At 65.8% G+C, this 22579-nt stretch carries 15 protein-coding genes; 11 read left to right on the plus strand and 4 right to left on the minus strand.

The window, feature by feature from the left end:
- Nucleotides 1-53: 53 nt before the first annotated feature.
- Nucleotides 54-656, minus strand: coding sequence for an SDR family oxidoreductase (locus BM353_RS09765; RefSeq protein ID WP_092080080.1), 603 nt, complete (start codon nucleotides 654-656; stop codon nucleotides 54-56).
- 17 nt (nucleotides 657-673) lie between these two features.
- Nucleotides 674-1288: a glutathione S-transferase family protein gene (locus BM353_RS09770; RefSeq protein ID WP_092080083.1), complete on the minus strand. Its 615-nt coding sequence runs from the start codon at nucleotides 1286-1288 to the stop codon at nucleotides 674-676.
- 189 nt (nucleotides 1289-1477) lie between these two features.
- On the opposite strand from BM353_RS09770, the gene BM353_RS09775 reads away from it, so the two are divergent.
- On the plus strand, nucleotides 1478-2590 hold the full coding sequence (locus BM353_RS09775) for an alcohol dehydrogenase catalytic domain-containing protein (protein ID WP_092080086.1): 1113 nt from the start codon (nucleotides 1478-1480) through the stop codon (nucleotides 2588-2590).
- Between the two features lie 67 nt (nucleotides 2591-2657).
- On the opposite strand, the gene BM353_RS09780 is transcribed toward BM353_RS09775, so the two are convergent.
- The gene (locus BM353_RS09780; protein WP_425439407.1) at nucleotides 2658-3740 is read right to left on the minus strand and encodes a tyrosine-type recombinase/integrase; all 1083 of its coding nucleotides are present in this window, start codon (nucleotides 3738-3740) and stop codon (nucleotides 2658-2660) included.
- A 280-nt stretch (nucleotides 3741-4020) separates the two neighbouring features.
- Between BM353_RS09780 and BM353_RS09785 the strand changes: the two genes are divergently transcribed.
- The 8 genes from BM353_RS09785 to BM353_RS09820 all read left to right on the plus strand — a co-directional run bounded on the left by BM353_RS09785 (nucleotide 4021) and on the right by BM353_RS09820 (nucleotide 19606).
- On the plus strand, nucleotides 4021-5163 hold the full coding sequence (locus BM353_RS09785; RefSeq protein WP_092080089.1) for a TIGR03032 family protein: 1143 nt from the start codon (nucleotides 4021-4023) through the stop codon (nucleotides 5161-5163).
- A gap of 4 nt (nucleotides 5164-5167) precedes the next feature.
- On the plus strand, nucleotides 5168-6382 hold the full coding sequence (locus BM353_RS09790; RefSeq protein WP_092080092.1) for a glycosyltransferase: 1215 nt from the start codon (nucleotides 5168-5170) through the stop codon (nucleotides 6380-6382).
- Nucleotides 6383-6539: 157 nt separating this feature from the next.
- Nucleotides 6540-15197 (plus strand): Calx-beta domain-containing protein, encoded by an 8658-nt coding sequence (locus tag BM353_RS09795; RefSeq protein ID WP_092080095.1) that lies wholly within the window; start codon nucleotides 6540-6542, stop codon nucleotides 15195-15197.
- Nucleotides 15198-15227: 30 nt separating this feature from the next.
- On the plus strand, nucleotides 15228-15770 hold the full coding sequence (locus tag BM353_RS09800) for a VPLPA-CTERM sorting domain-containing protein (RefSeq protein WP_092080098.1): 543 nt from the start codon (nucleotides 15228-15230) through the stop codon (nucleotides 15768-15770).
- Nucleotides 15771-16163: 393 nt separating this feature from the next.
- Complete coding sequence (gene rpsD, locus BM353_RS09805) at nucleotides 16164-16784, plus strand: 30S ribosomal protein S4 (protein ID WP_092080101.1); 621 nt, start codon at nucleotides 16164-16166, stop codon at nucleotides 16782-16784.
- 121 nt (nucleotides 16785-16905) lie between these two features.
- Nucleotides 16906-17991 carry a histidinol-phosphate transaminase gene (gene hisC, locus BM353_RS09810; protein WP_092080104.1) on the plus strand — a complete coding sequence of 362 codons (1086 nt, stop codon included), beginning with the start codon at nucleotides 16906-16908 and terminating at the stop codon, nucleotides 17989-17991.
- Complete coding sequence (locus tag BM353_RS09815) at nucleotides 17988-18905, plus strand: prephenate/arogenate dehydrogenase family protein (RefSeq protein ID WP_092080106.1); 918 nt, start codon at nucleotides 17988-17990, stop codon at nucleotides 18903-18905. Before hisC ends, BM353_RS09815 begins: the two co-directional genes overlap by 4 nt.
- Complete coding sequence (locus tag BM353_RS09820) at nucleotides 18905-19606, plus strand: extensin-like domain-containing protein (protein ID WP_092080109.1); 702 nt, start codon at nucleotides 18905-18907, stop codon at nucleotides 19604-19606. Before BM353_RS09815 ends, BM353_RS09820 begins: the two co-directional genes overlap by 1 nt.
- Here the strand turns inward: BM353_RS09820 and BM353_RS09825 are convergent.
- Entirely contained in the window at nucleotides 19603-20598 is a 996-nt protein-coding gene (locus BM353_RS09825) for a DUF2125 domain-containing protein (RefSeq protein ID WP_092080112.1), read from the minus strand. The genes BM353_RS09820 and BM353_RS09825 overlap by 4 nt on opposite strands.
- A gap of 113 nt (nucleotides 20599-20711) precedes the next feature.
- Between BM353_RS09825 and BM353_RS09830 the strand changes: the two genes are divergently transcribed.
- Entirely contained in the window at nucleotides 20712-21245 is a 534-nt protein-coding gene (locus BM353_RS09830; protein ID WP_092080115.1) for a gamma-glutamylcyclotransferase, read from the plus strand.
- 173 nt (nucleotides 21246-21418) lie between these two features.
- Complete coding sequence (locus BM353_RS09835) at nucleotides 21419-22579, plus strand: biopolymer transporter ExbB (RefSeq protein WP_092080118.1); 1161 nt, start codon at nucleotides 21419-21421, stop codon at nucleotides 22577-22579.

Below are 22579 nucleotides of genomic sequence, written 5' to 3' on the forward strand. Positions count from 1 at the left end.
TGCTGCCCACCGCGCCACAGGGGCGGTGGGCCAGACGTGGTGTCCCTGCCGGGTCAGGCGGACTGCATCAGCAGCGCCTTGCCGTCGAATTCGCCGGTGGTCGCGGCGGTCGCCAAGACCCGGGCCACGTCGGCGCGGCTGGCTTCGGCGGAGGTGTCCACGTCATCGCCAAGCACGACATCCTCGCTGCGCCCATCGTCGGTCAGGGCCACCGGGCGCAGGATGGCGTAGGTCAGGCCGGAGGCCTTGAGGTGCTCGTCGGCGTCATGCTTGGCCTTCAGGTAATGCGCCATTGCGCCGGAGGGATCGGACTGATCGGCGCCGACTGAGCTGAGCATGACGAACCGTTCGGCCCCGGCGTCGCGGGCCAGATCGACGAGCCGCATCGCGCCGTCGCGGTCGACTTTGTCGGTCATCTCGGGGCCGGTCGAGCCGCCGGATCCGGCCGCGAAGATCACCACCTCCGCGCCGTCGCAGGCGCCCGGTTTCAGGTCGGTCAGGTCCGCCTGGCGGAGGTGCGTCTCCTCCGGCAGAACGCTGGTGTCCGAGCCGTCGCGGACGAGGGCGGTGACGCTGTGCCCTTGATCCACGAGGGTACGGGCGAGGATGCGGCCGGTCTTGCCGGTAGCGCCGGCGATGAGAATGGTCTTGGTCATGGGATGTCCTTTTCGTGTCAGGTTGGCGGGGCCATCGGGCCCGCGGTTTGGGTGGCGGCGATGTAGCCGGGCTGCTGTTGCAGGGCGTCCCAGTAGGCCGCGATCCTCGGGTGGTCGGCCAAAAGGTCGAGCCGCGCGAGGAAGGCAATGAGGTAGGACAGCTGGATATCCGCCAGCATCGCGCGCGCTCCGAAGAAAAGGGGCCCGTCGCCAATGGCTTGCGCGATGTAGTTGAGATGACGGTCTAGCGCGCCGCGCGCTTCCTGCGGCACCGGCTCGCCCGCGAAGGCGGGCAGGATGGCCTGCAGCGCCACCCCGGCCAGGGACGACTCTACGTAGTCCAGCAGCGCTTCATGCTGCCAGAATTCGGCCGTGCCGCGGGGCGGGGTGTGGCTGTCGTCGCCGTATTTATGCGCAAGATACCGCAAGATCGTCGCCGACTCGGCGATTTTCTCGCTATCGTCCTCGATCACCGGGGATTTCCCCAAGGGGTGAACCCGCTGCAACGCCTCAGGGGCGCGAAAGCTCTCGGTGCGGTCATAGTCGATGCGGTTGCAGGGCTGACCGAGATCGGCCAGCAACCACAACACACGGGTCGCGCGGGAATATTTCAGGGCGTGCAGCGTGATCATGTCGGCTCCTCGTTGCGTCGGAGGGCCAACCCCGCAGGCCGGATCGGGTTCCCGATTGCCGCGCCGCCGCCCGCATCATCACCGAGACGTGACCGCGATCGGCCCCGCGGCACGTATCGGCGGTGTGACATCGGGCCCGCGCGGTTTATCTGTCGCGGCAACGTGAACTCGAGGAAAGGATGACCGACCATGGCCACCATTGGAAAACAGCTCTTCACCACATTGGACGCAGGCGGCACGCTGACCGTCGAGATCGAAGAGGTGTCCTTCCCGGACCCTACCGGGAACCAGGTCTTGGTGAGAATGGAGGCGGCGCCGATCAACCCCTCCGATCTTGCCATCCTCGTGGGCGGCGCGGATGTCGAGAACGCGGAGTACACGCCGGGCAAGTTCGTCGCCGGGATGCCGGCGCAGGCCAACGCCGCCTCGGCGACGCGTCACGGGCTGAAACTGCCCGCCGGCAATGAAGGCGCGGGCACGGTGATCGCCGCCGGCGAGGGCGAGGCGGCACAGGCGCTGATGGGCCAGCGGGTCTCCTGCCTGCCGGGCGGCGCCTTGAGCCAGTACTGCATCGCCGATGCCGCCATGTGCCTTCCGCTCGGCGATCACTCCGCCGAAGAGGGGGCCAGCGCCTTCGTCAACCCGATGACCGCGCTTGGGTTTGTCGAGAATGCCAAGCGCGACGGACAGAGCGCCATCCTGCACACGGTCGGCGCGTCGAACCTCGGCCAGATGCTCACCCGCATCTGTCAGGAGGACGGGATGGGCCTTGTGAACATCGTTCGCAAGAGCGATCAGGTCGACGCACTCAAGGGGCTCGGCGCTACCCATGTGGTCAATTCCTCGGACGCTGATTTCATCGACCAGCTGACCGGCGCCGTTCGGGAAACCGGGGCGTTCTACGGCTTCGATCCGGTCGGGGGAGGCTCGCTTGTCGATACGTCCTTCCTGGCAATGGAGCGCGTCGCCGCCGAGCAGATGAGCGAGTACTCGCGCTATGGCTCGAACCAGATGAAACGCATGTTCATCTACGGCCGCCTTGACACCAGCCCCACGATCCTGACCGCCCGCTACGGGTTCGGCTGGACGCTCTCGGGCTGGCTGCTGTCCCCGTTCCTCCAGTCGGTCGGGCGGGAGACGATGGGCCGGATGCGCCAGCGCGTGCGCGACAACCTCACGACGACCTTCGCCAGCCAGTACAAGACGCGCGTCACGCTGGAGGAGATGCTCACCAAGGAGGCCGTGCTGGACTATCGCGAGATGCGCACGGGCGAGAAATACCTCGTGACCCCCTGGGCCTGAGCCGCCGATGAAGCCGGCGCCGCCCGACCGTGGCGGCGCCGCAGTGCTCCGGTCCGGTTGCGGCCGCTCAGAGACCGGCGGCCTTGGTCAGGTTGACGCGGAACCGGTCGCGGCGGCGCTGATAGCGGCGGGTCATCTCAGCGGAGGCGTGCCCGAGCTGCTTCTGGACATAGCGTTCGTCGACCTCGGCGGAGCTGGCCAGACCCGCCCGCAGGGAATGGCCGGAAAACAGGGCAAGCCGGTCTTTTTCGGGAAGCTCCGAACGGATGCCCGCATCGAGCACCGTGCGCTTGATGAGCCGCGCCACGTGCTTGTCATTGAGCCGCGTCTCCAGCGCGCGCTTTCCGTTCCGCGACGTGCCGACAAAGACCGGGCCGAAGTCGATCTTGGCGAAATGCAACCATTGCTCCAGCGCATGCACCGGGCAGGTCTGATCGGTGGAGCCGCGCCCAATCTCGACCTCGCGCCAACCGGTCTTGGCGTTGAGCGTCAGCAGCGCGCCCTCGTCGAGGATCTCGATCCAGCCGCCGCTTCCCGGCGTGTCGTCCTTGTGCACATCAAGACCGACGATCTCGGACCGGCGCAGGCCGCCAGCGTAGCCGATCAGCAGGATCGCCCGATCCCGCAGCCCGCGCAGATCAAAGGGCAGCGTGGCCACCATCGCGAGGATGTCCTCGGCCAGGATCGCCTCCTTCTGCACCGGCGGGCGCGCGTGCCGGCGCTTGATCCCGGCCAGCACCGTCGCGATGTGGCGATCCTTGCGATCGAAGGGGACGCCGCGCTGCGCATAGGTCCAGGCAAGGCCCGAGAGACGCCGGTCAATCGTACTGACCGACAGGGCAGGGGCACCGCCCGCGCCTGAAGCGAGATCCGCGATGTAGAGCCCGATCAGCTCCGGCGAGGGGGGCAGCGGCTCGGCCCCCTTCACCCGGCACCAGCGCCCGAAATGGGCCCAGTCCTTGGTGTAGGCCTTGAGCGTGTTCTCGGATGCCGCAGCGCGGGCGTAATCGCGGGCGGTGTCTACCAGCCGATCAAGCGAGCCCGATCCCGCGACATGGGCGGGTAGGGCGATGCCATCCTGCGGGCTCTCATCGCCCTGTCCGACTGGGCGGGCGGGCTGCGGCGACTGGTCTTGTGCGCTGTCCGTCAATTGACTGAAAATCCGTCTACGTTGAGGTTGTATGGAAGCGTAGCCCAGAGCGAAAGGCATGGCAATTATCGGACAGAAGGCGAATCCACATGGCGCGGCGCTTTGGGACGTTTCCAAGGGAGAAAAGCGCCTTCAGTCGCGAGGCGAGGTGCCTGCCGCGACGCTCTGCTTCACCCATGCCCCCCGTCACAGAGCAGGCGCTGCGTCGTTGACTTGACGGAAATTTCTGGTCAGGCTCGCGCCCGTTGATTGCACAGATTTTGATATCACAGATTTGGAGATGACGGTGAGCGACGAACAGGGCATCGTGGGGGAGGCTTCCGGCGAGGAGGCCGCAGCAGAGACGCAGGCGCGGAAATTCGACATCAAGTCATCGCGAACATTCGCGCCATGGCTGGCATCGGTCGGGGGCTCTTTGGCCTTTTCCACCTATCAGGTCGGCAAGCTTTTCATGATCGGTGTGCAGCCGAAAACCGGGCGGTTGTCGATTTACGAGCGTTCCTTTCCCCGCTGCATGGGCCTCGGCGTGGAGCAGCGCGAGGGGCGGACGACGCTGTGGATGTCGTCGCTCTACCAGCTCTGGCGGATCGAGAATTTCCTCGATCCCGGGGCCCGTACGAACGATGGCTATGACGCGGTTTTCGTCCCCGTCGAGGGGCGCACCACGGGCGATATCGACATCCACGACATTCACGGCAGTCCCGACAGCGCCCATCCCGCCTTCGTGGCCACGCGGTTCAACTGCCTCGCGACGCTGGACCGGGTCCATTCATTCAAGCCGGTCTGGATGCCGCCCTTCGTGGACCGTCTCGCCGCGGAAGATCGCTGCCATCTCAACGGCTTCACCATGGAGGACGGGGTGCCGGCCTATGCGACCTGCGTGGCCCGGACCAACGTCGGCGGCACCTGGCGCGATCACCGGCAATCAGGCGGGATCGTGATCGACGTACGCACCGGCGAGACTGTGGCCGAGGGGCTCAGCATGCCCCATTCGCCGCGGCTCTACGGCGGCGAGCTCTACGTGCTGCAATCGGGCCTTGGCGAATTCGGACGGATTGACCGCGCGACGGGCAAGTTCGAGCCGCTGTGCTTCCTGCCCGGCTTCGTGCGCGGGGTCACTTTCGTCGGCGATCACGCGATTATCGGGGTCTCGCGCCCGCGCAAGGAAGAGACCTTCCGCGAGCTTCAGGTCGATGCGCGGCTGGAGGCGGAGGGGCTCGAGCCCAAATCCATGATCGCCGTGGTGAACCTCAAGACCGGCGATATCGAGCACACGCTGGAGATCACCGGCGTGGTGCAGGAGCTTTACGACGTGGCCTTCCTGCCCGGGATAACGCGGCCCAAGATCCTTGGCTTCAAGACGCCCGAAATCCGGTTCCAGATCCGCCCCGCGCCCTATGCCCACACCCCGCAAACCGAGTGACGCGATGGTCCCCCGGATCCTGTTTGCCTGGGAGTTGGGGGCCAATTTCGGTCACGCGACAAAGATCACCCAGGTGGCCGCCGCCCTGCGCGGGCGCGCTGACGTCTGGGTCGCGGCGCGCGATCCGCAGGCGATCCGCGCCATGGCGCCGGGCGCGGATATCCATCTGTTGCCCGCGCCCTACGGGCCGACGCGCCGTCTGACCAAGGGCGAGGCCGGCGGGGCGAATTACTCGGGGCTGCTGCTGACCGAAGGCTGGGACGCGCCCGAAGGGCTTGCCGCGCGCGTCGAAGCCTGGCGCGGTCTGGTGGATCTGCTGCGCCCTGCCGCGATCGTGGCGCAGGCCGCGCCGACGGCGATGCTTGCCGGCCTTGGGCAGGGGATCCCCCGCGTCGTGCTCGGCTCGGGCTATGACAACCCGCCAGTTGCCGATCCGATGCCCGCGTTCGATCGCGGAACCCCGGAGGCGGAGCGCCTCGCCGCGGCCCAGCATGCGCAGGTTCTGGAGGTGGTGAACGCCGCCCGGGCGCGGCTGGGCGAGCCGGCCTTGCCGCGGCTGTCGGAGGTGTTTCGCCCCGATCTGTCGCTGCTCATGACGTGGGAGCTTGCCGATCACTACGCCCCGCGCGGAGAGATCGAGGCCGAACCGGCGCGCTACCTCGGGGCGCTGGCGACCACGGGCACGGGGCAGGCGGCGGCGTGGCGGGGCAATGGCCGGCCGCGCATCTTCGCCTATCTGCGGCCGGGATCGCCGAGCGCGGGCGCGGGTTTCGGCGCGCTGGACCATCTGGGACCGGAGTCCGATATCATCCTCTCCGCCCCGGGAATTCCGCCCGGCGACGCCAAGCGCCTCCGGGCGCGCTCGGTGCAGGTGTTCGATGCGCCGGTGCGGCTCGACCCCCTGCTCGAAAGCTGCGATCTCGGGGTCTCGCATGGCAGCAACGGATTGAGCAGCCTGATGCTTTCACACGGTATTCCGCAGGTGGGCCTGCCCGGTCATGTCGAACAGATGCTCTTCACCCGGACCCTCGCCAGATCGCGGCTCGGGCTGGGGCTCGGCGGGCGCTACGGCGCGGAGGAGGTGGTCGCGCTGATCCGGCGCTGCCTCGGCGATGAGGCGATGCGCCAGCGGGTCGCGGAGGCGGCGCAAGGGTTGCGAGATCCCGGCGCGCTTGACCCTGCGGAAACCGCGGCCGAATCACTTCTCGCATTGCTGTGAAATCGCGTCTGGGGCCGGTTTCGCCGCGCCGCAGAAACCGCGCATATGTCTGAAACGTCTTAAAATTATTCGTTACGGATTTTGGTGAACGTCAGGTTAACATTAAGAGGATTGCAGCGGACTTTTTTTGACATTCTTTACACAGAGGTATTGACCCATGGGGGGAAATTACGGCGCTCGTTTCATTAAAGGTGAAACTAACGAGTACGAGAATGCAGGCTACCGCGTCTCTGGCATTGGTGATGTAAACGGCGACGGGATCGGCGATTTCGCGGTCACCGCTCAGGAAGGCCGCAACGAGTACAGCAACGAGACAGGGTCGGTCTACGTGGTCTTCGGCCAGGAGGAGGCCGAGCTCACTCTCAACCTCGAGGATCTTGACGGAACCAACGGTTTCGAGATCACCTCCGACACCCAGGTCAGCGATTACAGTTACCGTTCAGTCTTTGGCTCGACCGTGGTCGGGCTCGGCGACGTCAATGGCGATGGCTACGCCGATTTCGGCATCGTCGAGAACACGACAGACTTCGTCAGCACAGGAAGCTATTACGGATATTATGGCTACTACGGCGGCGACTATGTCCCCGGTGAGGGCGTCGCCTATGTGATCTTCGGCGGTCAGGATTTCTCGGGCGCCTCCCACGAGGTCGACGATCTGGATCACGTCCGCTTCGACGCCAACGGCGAAATCATCGACATGGTCAATCTCGGGGACCTCAATGGCGACGGGTTCTCCGATTTCGGCCTCGTCGAGACACAGCGGTACGAAAGCACGTCGTTCAATCGCGTGTATGTCTACGACGCGAATGACAACGGCGTTTACGACTACGACCCCGACACCAACCCCGATGAATACATCGCCTGGACACAGTACTACGATACCTCGGTCGACAATGTGACCAGCCATGTGATCTTCGGCACCGATGAGGAGGCCACCGCCTTCGATCCGATCGCGAATGAGGGCGGCAGCAGCGTCATCGTTGATCTCGCCGATGTCGATGGGGACGGAGGGTTCAAGGTCGACCTTGGCCAGATCCTCGGCGGCTACGGATTTTACGGCGAGTTCGGACTGGCCCTCTCGGAGTTCGATTCCGGGAGCGTGGGCGGCTATGGCTACTACGAGGACTCGGGCGCGGAGCTTTCGGGCGCGGTGGATCTCAACGGCGACGGATTCGACGATCTGGTGAGCCGCCGGGGCTATGTCGATGTCTACGGCGAGGGGACGAGCTACTACTTCCGCGGGCCCGACGACGACGGGTATACCGGCGACGCTTACGACTACTCAGGCTATTTCGCCTATGCGTCGAACCCGGTGGTGACCGACAGCTACAGCGGCACTGACGTGGATGTCTACGTCCAGTCGTTCGACGAGGGTCAGGACAACGTGACCGCGGGGTTGGGCAACTTCTCCGGCGACGACGCGCCCGAAGAACTGGCCGTGCTCGGTTTCGCCAGTGACAGCGATTTTTCCCAGATCCCGACCCGCTTCGCCGTCGATGGCGTTTATGTGCTGAACGGGCGGAACGATATTTTCGACGATGGCTTCATCACGCTCGATGCGGACGCGGTCAACGACGGCGATGCGAGCTTCTTCTACTCCTATCAGACCTACGTGGATGGGGACGGGGAGGAGCGCACCTCATGGTTTGACATCGAGGTCATTCTCGGGGTCGGCGATGCGAGCGGCGACGGCATTGACGACATGCTCATCGCGGGCACGCGCTACAACGTCGAAAACGGCTTCCACATCGAGGCCTATCTGGTGCTCGGCACCGAAGAGAGCCGGTCCGGCGTCTTCAGCCTTGAGGATCTCCTGGCGTCAGACGGGGCCTATGTGTACGCGACCGACAGGATCTACTACGACGATCCGCTGGTCTTCGCCGCGGCGGGCGATGTGAACGGCGACGGGATCGCCGATATCCTCGTGGGCGATGCGAATGGCGAGGATGGCGACGGCGAGGCGATTGTCATTCACGGGGGCATCGATGCCGCCGAAGCGGCCGACAATGCCGATGGCGAAGACGACAACATCATCGCTGTCGAAAACCTGAACGTGGACGTGGACACCGGCCTCGTGCCGATCGAAATCTCGATAGAGCAGGGGTACAGAAACGTCTTGGAGGGCGACAGCTCCCCGGTGGACGTTGTCTTCACCCTGACGCGGACGGGCGATCTTACGTCGGAAGTCACGGTCGACTTCCAGGTCGAAGGCGGCTCGAACGGCTATCTGAACTACTTCACCGATGCGGCGGCCGAAGATTTCGAGGGCGGCGCCTTCCCGAGCGGGACCGTGACCTTTGAGTCCGGCAGTGACACCGCGCTGCTCACGATCCAGATCGCGGGCGATCTGGTGGACGAAAGCTCTGAGGACTTCTCGGTCGTCCTGTCGAACCCCACCACGGACAACGCGGCCCCGGTGGTCATCGACGAAGGGCGCGGCTCGGGATATATCAACGACAACGACGCCCCGGTGTATCTGCGGATCTACAACAGCTACGTGACCGAGGGCGATCCGGGCGACGATGTGGTCATGTCCTTCCAGGTCTCGCGCAGCGGCAAGACCGACACGGCGGTGAGCGTCGACTATGTGGTCTCGCCCTACAGTTCGGCCACTTACACGATCGAGAATGAGGATATCGAAGGGACCCTGCCGCTCACCGGCACGCTCACCTTCGCCGCCGGAGAGACCTTTGCCTACATCCAGGTGCCGATCAATGAGGATGATCTCATCGAAGGCACCGAATACATGGAGGTGACCCTCTCGAACGCGGTCGCCGACACCGGCAACACCCAGATCTCGGACGGCTACGCTATCGGTACTCTCTACGACGATGACTTCCCGGTGCAATTCGCGGTGAACAACACCAGCGCGACCGAGACCGACGACAGTGATGTGGAGATGAGCTTCACCATCACCCGCTCGGGCGATACCACGGTTGCGGCGACGGTCGATTACCGGCTGGAATCCAGCTCGGCGAGCGCGGATGATTTCTCCGATGGGTTCATCGATCCCGACACCGGCTTGCCTTACGAAGGGACGCTGGAATTCGCGGCGGGTGAGACGACCAAGACCGTCACCATGCAAATCGCGCCCGACAACGTGACCGAGGGGACCGAGCGGGTCGATATTATTCTGTCCAACCCGACGGCCGAAAGCTCCGATGCGCCGGAAATCATCGACGGACGCGGCAACGGCTTCATATATGATGACGATCTGCCGGTCGCCTTCAGGACGAGCGACGCCTCTGTGACCGAGGGCGATCCCGGCACGGACCGGACCTTGACCTTCACCATCATCCGCTCCGGCCCGACGGATGTCGAAGGGACGGTCGATTTCTCGCTGGAGGCCTATGACGGCTCCAATTCGGCGGATGCGGATGATTTCGTATCGGGCTTCCCGCAATCGGGAACGCTGACCTTCGGCGCGGGCGAGACGCAGAAAACCGTGACCGCGGTTGTCTCGGGCGACAACGAGATCGAGGGCACGGAGTATGTGCAGATCGTGCTCTCCAATCCCACGGCCGTGGGCGAGAACGCTCAGATAACAAGCGGCACGCGCTACGGCTACATCTACAATGATGACCACCCGGTCGTCTTCTCGGCGTCCGGCGCGACAGTCACCGAAGGCGATGAGGGCGAGACCACCGAAATGGTTTTCGTGGTCTATCGCAGCGGGGAAACGTCGGTCGCGGCAACGCTCGACTATGCGGTCGGGACCTATTCCAGCTCGCAGGAGGCCGATGCCGATGACCTCGCCACCGACTTCCCGACCTCGGGGACGGTGAGCTTCGCGGTCGGGGAGACCAGGAAGGAGATCGTGGTCCAGGTTCAGGGCGACAACACGCAGGAGAGCGACGAGTTCTTCCAGATCGTCTTCTCCAACCCCGATGCCGATGGGGTCGCGACGCGGCTCGATACCGGATCGGTCCTCGGCCGGATCAACAACGATGATGTCCCGGTCAATTTCTACACCGGTTCTGCCTCCGTCACGGAAGGCCAGGGGGGCGCGCTGACGCCGCTCACCTTCACCATCTACCGCAATGGCGAGACCGATGTCGCAGCCTCGGTGGATTACGAACTCACCCCCTTTGCCGATGCGCTCCTGACGGCGGAATCCCCCGATTTCCAGGGCGGGCTGCCGCGCACCGGCACTGTGGAGTTCGCCGCGGGCGAGACCTCCAAGACCGTGAGCTTCCAGGTCAGGGACGACGAGGTCTTCGAGGAGTTGGAATATGTCGAGTTCCGGCTGAGCAACCCCTCCGCGCCGGACAATCCGCAAGGCGCGACCGCGAATACCGGGGTCAATTACGGCTACATCTATGACGATGAGAAGCCGGTTGATTTCCGGGTCTTCGGCGCGACCACGACCGAGAAGGATCCGGGCGAAACCTCGACGCTCCAGTTCCTGATCCAGCGCTCGGGCGATACCTCCATCGCGGCCTCGATCGACTACAAGGTCTCGACCTACCCCTACAGCGGCGCGACCGACGCGGATGTGGACGGCACGCTGCCGATGTCCGGCACGGTGAGCTTCGCGGCGGGCGAAACGCAGAAATTCGTCGATGTGACGGTGCTCGGGGATGATGCCTTCGAGGGCACCGAGTACCTGCAGATCGACATCTCCAACCCGGTGGCCGATGATCCGGACGCGGTGACGCGGATCACCACCTCGCGGAACTACGGCTATATCAACGACGACGACGTGCCGACCTATTTCCGCGTCTATGGCTACAGCGCGGTCGAGGGTGACAGCGGAGATACCAACACCGTCTCCTTCCTCGTGAGCCGCACGGGCGACACCTCGGCAGCCGCCTCGGTCGATTACAACATCGCCGGAGGGACCGCCAACGCGGCCGACTTCGACAGCAGCTGGCCCACCTCGGGCACGCTCTCCTTCGCGGCGGGCGAGACCTCCAAGACCGTGACGCTCCAGATCGCGGGCGACGAGGACGTGGAGGGGGATGAATACACCTACATGACCCTCTCGAACCCGGTGTCGGATGACGCGGGCATCGAGGCGCGCCTGTCGAATAGCTCCGCCTATGCGGTCATCACCAACGATGACTTCCCGGCCTATATCCAGGTCAATTACTCGTCCTACATCTACGAAGGCGATCCGGGCGATGCCAACGTGCTGTCCTTCACCCTGACCCGGTCGGGCGACACCTCGTCGAGCGTCAGCGTGGACTACACCTTCGCGGGCGACAGCTACACCCCGCTCGGCGCCGATGACTTCGAAGGCGGGCTGCCGCAATCGGGCACGGTCACCTTCGCCGCGGGCCAGACCTCCAAGACGGTGTCCTTCGCGGTGCTGGAGGATGAGGAGATCGAGGGCAACGAGCGCGGCCGTCTGACCATCTCCAACCCCACAATCATCTCGGGCGACGCGGAGGCCACGGCGCAGATCACCCGCGCGATCGGCTACGGCATTGTCTACAACGACGATTTCGCGCCGAGCATCCAGATGCTGGCCAATGGCTCGCAATGGGGCACATCGGTCAACGAGGGCAACTCGGGCTACACCGACGTCATCCTGACCTTCGTCCGCGAGGGCGACACCGACGGCGACGTGACGGTCAACTTCGATCTGCAGACCAACGTGGGCTCGGTCTTTGCCGCCGACAGCAACGATATCGAGGGCTTCCTGCCGGGCGTCGGCAAATCGGTCACGATCCTCGACGGCGAGACCACGGCGACCTACACCGTGCGCATCAACGGCGATGGGATCATCGAGGCCAACGAGAGCTTCTGGGCCCAGATCACCTCGGTCAATGCCGCGCCGGGCAAATCCTATGACCTGAAGAACAGCTCGACCTCGATCACCATCCGCAACGACGACGGCCGCCCGCCGATCCCCGAGCTGCCCTTCGACGTGGACGGCGACGGCGTGATCGAACCGGGCGAGTTCATCCGGGTCGAGGCCGATGTCTTCGGCGATCCGCATATCGTCACGCTCGACGGGCTTGGCTACGACTTCCAGGCGGTCGGGGAATACGTGCTGGTCGAGACGGTCGACGGGGTCGACAATCCCTTCTCGGTCCAGGTCCGCTTCGAGGCCTTCCCGGGCTCCGATCTTGTCTCCGTGACGACGCGGATGGCGGTCGAGGTCAAGGGCAAGGTCGTGGAGGTCGACGCCCATTCGCCGGATGCGCCGCTTCTGGTCGATGGCGTGGCGGTGAGCCTTGACGACGCGAAATTCGCCGGGATCGACCTTGATGACGACGACAGCAACGCCCGCGACATCTTCGCGATCGACGATGGCAAATTCTTCATCAAGCTCAACGATGGCGGCGACCTGCTCATGGTCGGCATGCTTGACGGGGCGCTCAACGTCTGCGTCTTCCTCGCCGATCCCGCCGCGGGCGGCAATGCCGGCCAGGTGCGCGGGCTCATGGGCAACGCCAACCAGGATCTCACCGATGACTTCGGCCTGCGCGACGGCTCCGAGCTGCCCGATGGCGTCCAGAGCTTCGACGACGACGGCGTGCCGAGCCTGACCTTCGACTACATCTACGGCTTCGGCGACTGGGAGGGGAACAGCTACCGCGACAGCTGGGCGCTGGACGATGGCGAGGCGCTCTTCTCGGGCGAGACGCCGGAGTACCCCGAAGGCTTCCCGGCCGCGCCGCTCAAGCTGGAGAACCTGCCCGAGAGCGTGCAGGCGGCGGCCAGACAGGCGGCAATCGAGGCCGGGCTCGACCCGGACGAGGATCCGGTCATCTTTGAAAGCGCGGTGCTTGACTTCGCGCTGACCGGGATGGGCGCCTTCCTCGGCGGGGCGACACAGCTCGCCGCCACACCGCAAGCGGCAACCACCGCGACCGAGGCGCCCGATGTGGCCCCGACCGTCAGCGTGACCGCCAACACCAGCGCGATCACCGAGGGCGACGAGGGCGTGCAGACGGTCTCCTACACCTTCTACCGGATCGGCGATGCGACCGGCGCGCTGGAGGTCTCCTACGAGATCGGCGGCGATGTGGATGCCGCGGACCTCGGCGATGACACCCCGCTTTCGGGCGTCATCACCTTTGACGATGGCGAGGAAGAGGTAACGCTGGACGTGATCGTCAAGGGCGATCTCGCGACCGAGGACTCCGAGGCGCTGACCGTCTCGATCACGGGCACCAACAACGACGGTGTTCTGATCGGCGGGGCCCAGGGCGAGACCACGATCGTGACCGATGACTTCGGGCCCGAGGCGCAGGACGATGCCAAGACCGGCAATGCCGGGGTCGACATCACCGGCAACCTGCTCGATGACAACGGTCTCGGCGAGGACAGCGACGCCGATGGCGATACGCTGAGCGTGACCCGGGTCTTCATCGGGGGCGTGGCCTACGCGGTTGCGGACGGGACCATCACGCTGGCCGACGGGCGCGAGCTCACGGTCGAAGAGGATGGCGATTTCTCATTCGATCCCAACGGGTTCTACAGCGATCTTGAACTCGGTGGCGTCGAGACCTTCAGCTTCGATTACGAGGTCTCCGATGGCAACGGCGGGGTGGATGAAGCGACCGTGACCCTCTCGATCAAGGGCACCGCAAGTCCCAACGCCGCACCGGTGGCTGTGGATGACGAGTACGAGATCGATGAGGACACACCGACCTACTTCTTCTTCACCGAAAACGACCGCGACGACGACCGCGACGAGCTTGAGGTGGAGATCAAGCAGGGCCCGACCAAGGGCACGCTGAACTTCGACGGCGAAGGCTGGATCTACACACCCGACCAGGACTACAACGGCGAGGACAGCTTCACCTACGAGATCAGCGACGGCAACGGCGGCGTCGACGATGCGACGGTGTCGATCGACATCAGGCCGGTCAATGACGGCCCGGACGTCGAAGGCGAGACGCTGGAGACGGACGAGGACAGCGCCGGCAGCATCAACCTGCTGGACAACGACGATGACGTCGACGGCGATGCGCTGAGCATCATCGGGGCCAAGCTGAGCGATGGCACGTCGATCGCACTGGGCTCCGAGGTCACGCTGGACGGGCTCGGCACGATCACCATCAACACCGATGGCGGTGTGGTCTACGATCCGGCGGGCCAGCTGGAAGCGCTCGGGTTCAACCCACAGCCGGAGCCCCCGGCGGAGAGCTTCACCATCAGCTACGAGGTCTCCGACGGCACGCTGAGCGAGACGGCCACGCTGACCGTGGATGTCCGCGGGGTGAACGATGCGCCGGAGCTTGACGCTGCCGGGCCCTTCACCATCGACGAAAACACCACCGAGGTGGGCACGCTCAGCGCCAGCGACGTGGAAGGCGACGGGCTCACGTTCTCGGTGATCGGTGGCGAGGATGGCGACCTCTTCGAGATCGACGCGACGACCGGGCTGCTGAGCTTCAAGACCGCGCCTGACTTCGAAGCGCCCTCAGGCGACGACAACAGCTATGAGGTGCAGGTGCAGGTCAGCGACGGGACGCTCAACGACGACACCTTCGTCTTCGTGAACGTGGCCGACGTGGACGAGACGCCCGATCCGGTGCTCATCGAAGGCGGCAGCGACGCGCAGATCTTCGGCAGCGACGCCGACGAGATCATCAAGCCCAACGCGGGCGCGATGAAGACGGTCGCAGGCGGGGGCGGTGCGGATGTGTTCGACTTCTCGGACACGGTCCACAACGGCGCCCGCGAGTTCCGCACGATCCTCGACTACTCGGTCGGCGAAGACGCCATCGAGCTTGGCGATGGATCAGTGATCCACCATGTGGCCGCCGGAGGCCGGGTGCTGCTCTTCACGGATCAGGACTTCGACGTCATCACCGTGGTGGGCGCGACCAGCTTCGACGACATCAGCTTCATCTAAAGAATAGGTACCAAAGTGAAAGTAGGACCAATGATCAGAAATACCCTTCTCGCGGTGGCCAGTGTTCTCGGGCTGGCCTCCGCTTCCCAAGCCGCCACGATCGACCTCGATGCCCTCGGGCTCGAGACCGGAGCGGTGATCGGATCCAGCTCGACGATGGCTATCGTGGATATTCCCCCGTTCCTCTCGCCAGGCACGCCACCGATTGTCCTAGTCCCGGGATTTTTCCAGGCTCTGGACGCGACCGGGAGCCCTGTGCTTGAGCTGAATACGGGTGACGGTTTGCTTTACAACCTGGTTGTTTCCCCGGGTTTCACTGAGGCAACGACGGAGACCGCGCGTGAGGGGGATCGCCAACTGGAGCTTCTGTTTGGCACATCGATTTTCGCACGCCTCGTGCTGGCCGATGGGGATAGCCTCGACAACATGCTTACGGGGGCAGATTTCAGTGATGCCTCCCTGACGGTCTGGGAGCTCGAGACGGCGGTGATTCCGTTGCCTGCGGGAATGCCGCTCCTCCTCGCGGGGCTCGGCGGGTTGGCCGCCCTGCGCTTGCGTAAGGCCGCCCGCTAAGGATCCACGAGGGATCCGCCGGGGGAAACGCCCGGCCCTCCCGGGCGGCTTTGGCTGCCGCGGGGTCGACTTGAGGCGCGTGCCAGAAGGGCCGCGCCTTATGGCGTTTGCGCGAGCGGTGTGATCCTTGGCGATCGGAGGACAGTGGGGGGCGCTGCCCCCGGCCACCTTTGGCGGCCTCCCCCGGAGTATTTTGCCAAGAGAAGAAGGGGGCGGGGGCGGTTTTGAATAGCTGTTGACTCTGTTGGAGGGGTGGCTATAAGCGCGGCTTCATTGGTGTTGGTGGCCCCCGCGAGGGGATGCCTGTCGGGCGCCGGGCAACCGGGTAAGACCAAAGGACAACGCCCTTCATTGCCGCTCTCGGGGTGGCTTTTATCCTGAAGGAGACCAGAGGTGACCAAACGCACCGCTGCCAAGTACAAAATCGACCGCCGGATGGGCGAAAACATCTGGGGCCGTCCGAAATCCCCGGTCAACCGCCGCGAATATGGCCCCGGCCAGCACGGCCAGCGCCGCAAGGGCAAGCTGTCGGACTTCGGTCTGCAGCTGCGCGCCAAGCAGAAGCTCAAGGGCTACTATGGCGATCTGACCGAGAAGCAATTCCGCCGCATCTATGCCGAGGCCGAGCGTCTGCGTGGTGACACAGGCGAGCTTCTTGTCGGCCTGCTGGAGCGCCGTCTCGACGCGGTCGTGTACCGTGCGAAATTTGTCCCGACGATCTTTGCCGCGCGTCAGTTCGTGAACCACGGCCATGTGCTGGTGAACGGTCAGCGCGTCAACATTCCTTCCTACCGTGTGAAGGAAGGCGATGTGATCGAGGTGCGTGAGAAGTCCAAGCAGCTTGCCATCGTTCTCGAGGCGGCCCAGCTTCCCGAGCGCGACGTGCCGGACTATCTCGACGTGGATCATTCCAAGATGACCGTGAACTTCATCCGGATGCCCGGCCTGTCGGACGTGCCGTATCCGGTGATGATGGAACCGAACCTCGTCATCGAATTCTACGCTCAGAACTGAGCCTGACAGCAAGTTCCAGCGCAAGGCCGTGACGGGAGACCGTCGCGGCCTTTTCTTTTGCGCGTTGCATCTGGTCTCCCCTCCGGCACCCCGATAGAACCGGACCGAACAGGAGACACCAATGGCACCGATCGCACCGCAACCCGGCATCATGGAGATTGCGCTTTACCAGGGCGGGCAGAGCCGTCTTGAGGGGATGACCGAGGTGGTCAAACTCTCGGCGAACGAGAACCCCTACGGGCCGAGCCCTTCGGCGAGGGCGGCCTATGCGGCGGCGGCGGAGACGTTGCATCGCTATCCGGGGACCACGCATGAGGCGCTCCGCGCGGCGATTGGCGAGGTACAAGGGGTTGATCCGGATCGGGTGATCTGTGGGGTCGGATCCGACGAGGTGTTGCAATTCATCTGTCAGGCCTACGCCGGCCCGGGCGATGAGGTGATCCACACCGAGCACGGGTTTTCGATGTATCCGATCCTTGCCCGGGCGGTGGGCGCGACCCCGGTTTGTGTGGCCGAGCGCGAGCGGGTGGTGGATGTGGATGCGATCGTTGCGGCCTGCAGCGCGCGGACGCGGATCGTCTTTCTGACCAACCCTGGCAACCCCACGGGGACGATGATCGGGGCGGCGGATATTGCGCGGCTGGCCGATGGGCTGGCAGGCCGGGCGATCCTTGTGATCGACGCGGCCTATGCCGATTTCATTCCCGGGTTCGACGGCGGGGCGAGCCTTGTCGAGGCGCGCGACAACGTGGTGATGACGCGGACGTTTTCCAAGATCTACGGGCTTGGGGGGTTGCGGATCGGCTGGGGCTACGGGCCGCGGGCGATCATCGATGTGCTCAACCGGATTCGCCAGCCCTTCAACCTCTCGCCCACGCAGCTTGACACCGCCGAGGCGGCGGTCCGCGACAAGCAGTGGACCGCGTATTGCCGGGATGAGACGGCGCGGTTGCGCAGTTGGCTGCGGGCGGAGCTGATCGCGGCGGGGATCGCGGTGGACGAGAGCCACACGAATTTCATCCTCGCGCGGTTTGCGAGCCCCGCGCAGGCCCAAGCCGCCGATGCGGCGCTCAAGGCCGAGGGGCTGATCGTGCGCGCGGTGGCGGGCTACGGGTTCCCCGAGGGGCTGCGGATCACCATCGGGGATGAGCGTGCCTGTGGCCGGGTGGCGGATGTGCTCCGCAGCTTCATGGAGGGGCAGGGATGAGCCAGGTTTACGAGCGTGTGGCGCTGATCGGGCTGGGGCTCATCGCCTCGTCGATGTTCTGGGCGATCAAGCGCGGGGGGCTCGCGGGCGAGGTCACCGGCTATGCCCGGACCGAGGAGACGCGGGCAACCGCGCGGGAGATCGGGCTTTGCGACCGGGTCTGCGACAGCGCGGCCGAGGCGGTGGAGGGCGCGGATCTTGTGGTGCTTTGCGTGCCGGTCGGCGCGATGGAACGCGTTACCGAAGAGATCGCGCCGCATCTTGCGCCGGGCGCGACGGTCTCGGATGTGGGCTCGGTCAAGCGCGCGGTGATCGACGCGGTGGGCCCGCATTTGCCGCCATCGGTGCATTTCATCCCCGCGCACCCGCTGGCGGGGACGGAGCATTCCGGGCCGCGGTCGGGCTTTGCCGAGCTCTTCGACAATCGCTGGTGCCTCATCGTGCCGGTCGCGGAGAGCGATCCGGAGGCGGTGCGCCGGCTGGGGCAGCTCTGGTCCGCCATGGGCGCGAATGTCGATGAGATGGACCCGGATCACCATGATCTTGTGCTCGCCGTCACCTCGCATGTCCCGCACCTCATCGCCTATACGATGGTGGGCGTGGCCGATGATCTGCGCCGCGTGACCGATAGCGAAGTCGTCAAGTATTCCGCCGCGGGCTTTCGCGATTTCACCCGGATCGCGGCCTCCGATCCGACGATGTGGCGCGATGTGTTTCTCAACAACAAGGACGCGACGCTCGAGATCCTGGGGCGTTTCACCGAGGAACTTTTCGCGCTGCAGCGCGCGATCCGCACCGGCGAAGGCGATGAACTCTTTGACTATTTCACCCGCACGCGGGCGATCCGGCGCAGCATTCTCGATGCGGGTCAGGACGTCGACGCGCCGAATTTCGGGCGCGGAGCGGCGCGCTGATGCGGCTGGCGGCGGCTCTCCTGATCGGGGTGCTCGCCGCGCCGGCGGCCTCCGCGTCGTCTGATCTGCGCCCGCTGATGCGGCCCGATCAGACGGCGCGGATCGCGGTGTCCCTTGTGCCCAAGCCGCGCCCGCCGGAGATCATCCGGCGCGCCATGGCGCAGCAGCAGGCGCGGGCGCGCGGCGCGGTCTGCGGCGATCCCGATATCCAGGGCGACCGGGTCGGCGCGATCCCGGGCCGGATGAAGGGCTGTGGCATCGGCGAGGCGGTGCGGGTCCGGTCGGTGCTCGGGGTGCGCCTCAGCCAGACCTCCTTGATGGATTGCACCACCGCGCGCGCGCTCAAGACCTGGATCCGCAAGGGGGCCAAACCCGCGCTCGGCCAGACCGGGGGCGGGCTCGCCGAACTCAAGGTTTTTGCCCATTACGCGTGCCGGCCGCGCAACAGCCAGCCCGGCGCGAAGATCAGCGAACACGGGCGGGGCCGGGCCATCGACGTGGGCGGTTTCGTGCTGCGCGACGGGCGGGAAATCTCGGTTTTGGAAGGCTGGAACAGCAGCGCGGCCCGCGCGTTGCGGCGGATGCACAAGGCCGCCTGCGGGCCGTTCGGGACAGTGCTGGGCCCCGAGGCGAACCGGTTTCACCGCGATCATTTCCACTTCGACACCGCGCGCTATCGCAGCGGCAGCTACTGCCGCTAGCGCAGGCGGATGCGCGGGGCCGGGCCGAGCGTGATCGGGCCGAGCCGGGTCTGCCCATCGTCGAAGCGGAGCGGAAGCTCCAGCCGGTCGGGGTTGCCGCTGAGCCCCGCGAGAAGCCCCAGCCCGCCGGCGATCTGGTCGACGAGGACCTCGGGCAGCGCGCCGGCCTCCGCCGCCAGCGCCAGCATCGCGCGCCAGTTGCGGGCCTGCAGCGTGAGATCGCCGTCTGGTGTGCCGCGCGCATCGATCTCCATCTCTCCGGTGGCCGCGAGCTCCAGCGCGCCCCAGCTGGCGCGGGCAAGGCGGATATCGAGCAGGCGCGGCTGCGGCCGGGCGTCTTCCAGCGCGCGCCGGTCCCACGGCCGGTCGAAGGCCGCGTCCATGTCGAGCCGCAGCGCGCCGAGGCTGTCGGGCAGGCCATCGCGCAACGAGCGGGGGGCAGGGTCGAGCCGGATGTCTTCCGCCGCGAGGCCAATGCGATACTGGGCGTCACCCTCCCCAGCCTGCCGTTCAGCGGCGAGGCTGAGCTCTGGCGCGGCCACTTGCCAGCCGCTTTGCGCCGCAAGGCGCAGTTGGGTTCCCGCGATGGTGATCCGCTCGGCCTCGAGCGCAAGGCCCGGCGCCAGCACGAGGCTCGCGCGCAGATCGGGGCTGGTGACGTCGATCTTGTCCTGTGGGGTCGCGATCCGCCACGTCTCAGGCAGCAGCGCGATCACATGGGTGGGCCGGTAGGCGAGCATGACGAGGCGCATCTCCGGGGCCGAGAAGAGCAGCCCGGTCTCGGGATCGGCCAACAGTGGCGCGTCGATCACCGTGTCGAACCGCGACGGGAAGCCACGGACAGAGATGCCCGCGTGATCGGCCTGCCAACCCTCGGCGCGGCGGGCTTCGAACCAGGCCTCGACGGCGGCGGATTTCGCGCGCGCGCCCCAGACCCAATAGCCGCACCAGGCGATCAGCCCGACAAGCACCACTCCGACGATCGCGCGCATCTTTGCCCCCTTTATCCGCCCGCGCCCATGGTGTTTAACCGCTGGAACAGGGTTGGCGAGCGCGGTGTCCGGCCCGCTCTCTACACCAGCTGGCAACAGGAGGCAAAGCGCCGATGAGCATGTGGGTCTTCGGCTATGGATCGTTGCTGTGGAATCCCGGGTTCGAGCCGGCGGAGCGGGTGGTGGCGTCGCTCTCGGGCTATGCGCGTTCCTTCTGCATGCGCTCGATCCATCACCGGGGCAGCGAAGAGGAGCCCGGCCTCGTGCTCGCGCTTGACGAGGCGGAGGGCGAGATCTGCCACGGGGTAGCGCTGCGGGTCGCCCCGGGGGAGGAGGCGCCGGTCCTTGCGGATCTGCGCGAGCGCGAGTTGATCAGCAGCGCCTATGTCGAGCGCCATGTGCCGCTGCGGATGGAGGACGGGCGCGTCGTGGAGGCGCTGGCCTATGTGATCGATCGCGATCATGTCCAGTACTGCCACCTGACGCTGGAGGTGCAGGCGCAGATCATCGCGCGGGCCGTGGGCGGGCGCGGGCCCAACGACGAATACCTCTTCAACACCGCCGCGCTCCTGCGCGATCTGCGCATCGAGGACGCGGATCTCAACTGGCTCTCGCTGCGGGTGCAGGCGCTCAAGGACGCGCGCTGAGCCCGCCCGCCGGGCCCCGCCGGCCCACAAGTGTTTCCCGATTGCATCGCTTGGGGCGCGCGGCGCCACGCGGCCCCGTCCAGACCGGCTAAACGCTTGGCACCATTGGGGCGACCGCCTATCCTCGCGCCTGAGTGGACAGCAGACAGACAGCGGCAGGAGCAGCCCAAATCATGGACAGGCTGGAGCAGGACAGCAGCCCGCAATTTTCGCAGCCGGTGCGCCAGATCGTGCTCATGCTCGCGGTTCTCCTGCTGTCGGGGGCGGGCGCGTTTCTCGCGCTGCCTCAGGTCTTGCCGGTGTTTCAGGCCAATCCGTGGCTCAACGGCTTCATCGTGCTGGTCTTCGTGATTGGCGTGCTGGCCTGTTTCTACCAGGTCTACCAGATGATCGGCTCGGTCCGCTGGATCGAGGGCTTCGCGGCCAACCGGCCCGGGCACGGGATGATCCGTCCGCCGCGTACGCTTGCGCCGCTGGCACAACTTCTGCGCTCGCGCGGGGTGCACACCCACATCAGCGCGTCCTCCGCCCGCTCGATCCTCGATTCCGTCGCCACCCGCATCGACGAGGTGCGCGAGATCACGCGATATATCGTCAACCTGTTGATTTTCCTTGGCCTTCTCGGGACGTTCTACGGCCTCGCTACGACCGTCCCCGCCGTGGTCGACACGATCCGCAGCCTCGCGCCCGGCGAGGGCGAGGAGAGTGTGGACGTGTTCAACCGGCTGATGACCGGGCTGGAGGCGCAGCTCGGCGGCATGGGCGTGGCCTTTGCGTCGTCGCTTCTGGGGCTTGCGGGCTCGCTCATCGTGGGGCTGCTGGAGCTTTTGGCCGGGCACGGCCAGAACCGCTTTTACCGCGAGCTGGAGGAATGGCTCTCGACGATCACGCGGCTGGGCTATTCGGCGGAAGGCGATGAGGGCGGCAAGTCGGGTGCGACGGTCATTCTGCTCGACCAGATCGCCGAGCAGATGCAGGCGATGCAGGGTCTCTTTGCCCAATCGGAGGCGCGTCGCGGCGCGCTGGAGGATCGGATCGACCGGTTGACCGGAACGATGGAAACCGCCGTGAGCGGGCTTGGCACGCGGCCCGCCGAGGCGCTTGACCGGGTGGCCGCGGCGCAATCGGAGCTGGTCGAGCATCTGCGCGCGCATCAGTCCGCCGCCGGGACCGTCGAGCTCGATGCGGAAAGCCGGATGCGCCTGCGCTCGATCGATGTGCAGATGTTGCGCCTGCTGGAGGATACCGGCAGCGGCCGGGCCGACAGTCTTGCCGCGCTGCGGGCCGATCTGGCCGATCTGCGCGCCTCGATCGACCGTCTGGGCGGCGGCTAG

The organism is Poseidonocella sedimentorum (assembly GCF_900116005.1).
In the GTDB taxonomy this organism is placed as follows: domain Bacteria; phylum Pseudomonadota; class Alphaproteobacteria; order Rhodobacterales; family Rhodobacteraceae; genus Poseidonocella; species Poseidonocella sedimentorum.

Coding starts and splice junctions, on each gene's coding strand:
- BM353_RS09765 (WP_092080080.1), bottom strand. CDS start 656: ATGACCAAGACCATTCTCATCGCCGGCGCTACCGGCAAGACCGGCCGC.
- BM353_RS09770 (WP_092080083.1), bottom strand. CDS start 1,288: ATGATCACGCTGCACGCCCTGAAATATTCCCGCGCGACCCGTGTGTTG.
- BM353_RS09775 (WP_092080086.1), top strand. CDS start 1,478: ATGGCCACCATTGGAAAACAGCTCTTCACCACATTGGACGCAGGCGGC.
- BM353_RS09785 (WP_092080089.1), top strand. CDS start 4,021: ATGACGGTGAGCGACGAACAGGGCATCGTGGGGGAGGCTTCCGGCGAG.
- BM353_RS09790 (WP_092080092.1), top strand. CDS start 5,168: ATGGTCCCCCGGATCCTGTTTGCCTGGGAGTTGGGGGCCAATTTCGGT.
- BM353_RS09795 (WP_092080095.1), top strand. CDS start 6,540: ATGGGGGGAAATTACGGCGCTCGTTTCATTAAAGGTGAAACTAACGAG.
- BM353_RS09800 (WP_092080098.1), top strand. CDS start 15,228: ATGATCAGAAATACCCTTCTCGCGGTGGCCAGTGTTCTCGGGCTGGCC.
- hisC (WP_092080104.1), top strand. CDS start 16,906: ATGGCACCGATCGCACCGCAACCCGGCATCATGGAGATTGCGCTTTAC.
- BM353_RS09815 (WP_092080106.1), top strand. CDS start 17,988: ATGAGCCAGGTTTACGAGCGTGTGGCGCTGATCGGGCTGGGGCTCATC.
- BM353_RS09820 (WP_092080109.1), top strand. CDS start 18,905: ATGCGGCTGGCGGCGGCTCTCCTGATCGGGGTGCTCGCCGCGCCGGCG.
- BM353_RS09825 (WP_092080112.1), bottom strand. CDS start 20,598: ATGCGCGCGATCGTCGGAGTGGTGCTTGTCGGGCTGATCGCCTGGTGC.
- BM353_RS09830 (WP_092080115.1), top strand. CDS start 20,712: ATGAGCATGTGGGTCTTCGGCTATGGATCGTTGCTGTGGAATCCCGGG.
- BM353_RS09835 (WP_092080118.1), top strand. CDS start 21,419: ATGGACAGGCTGGAGCAGGACAGCAGCCCGCAATTTTCGCAGCCGGTG.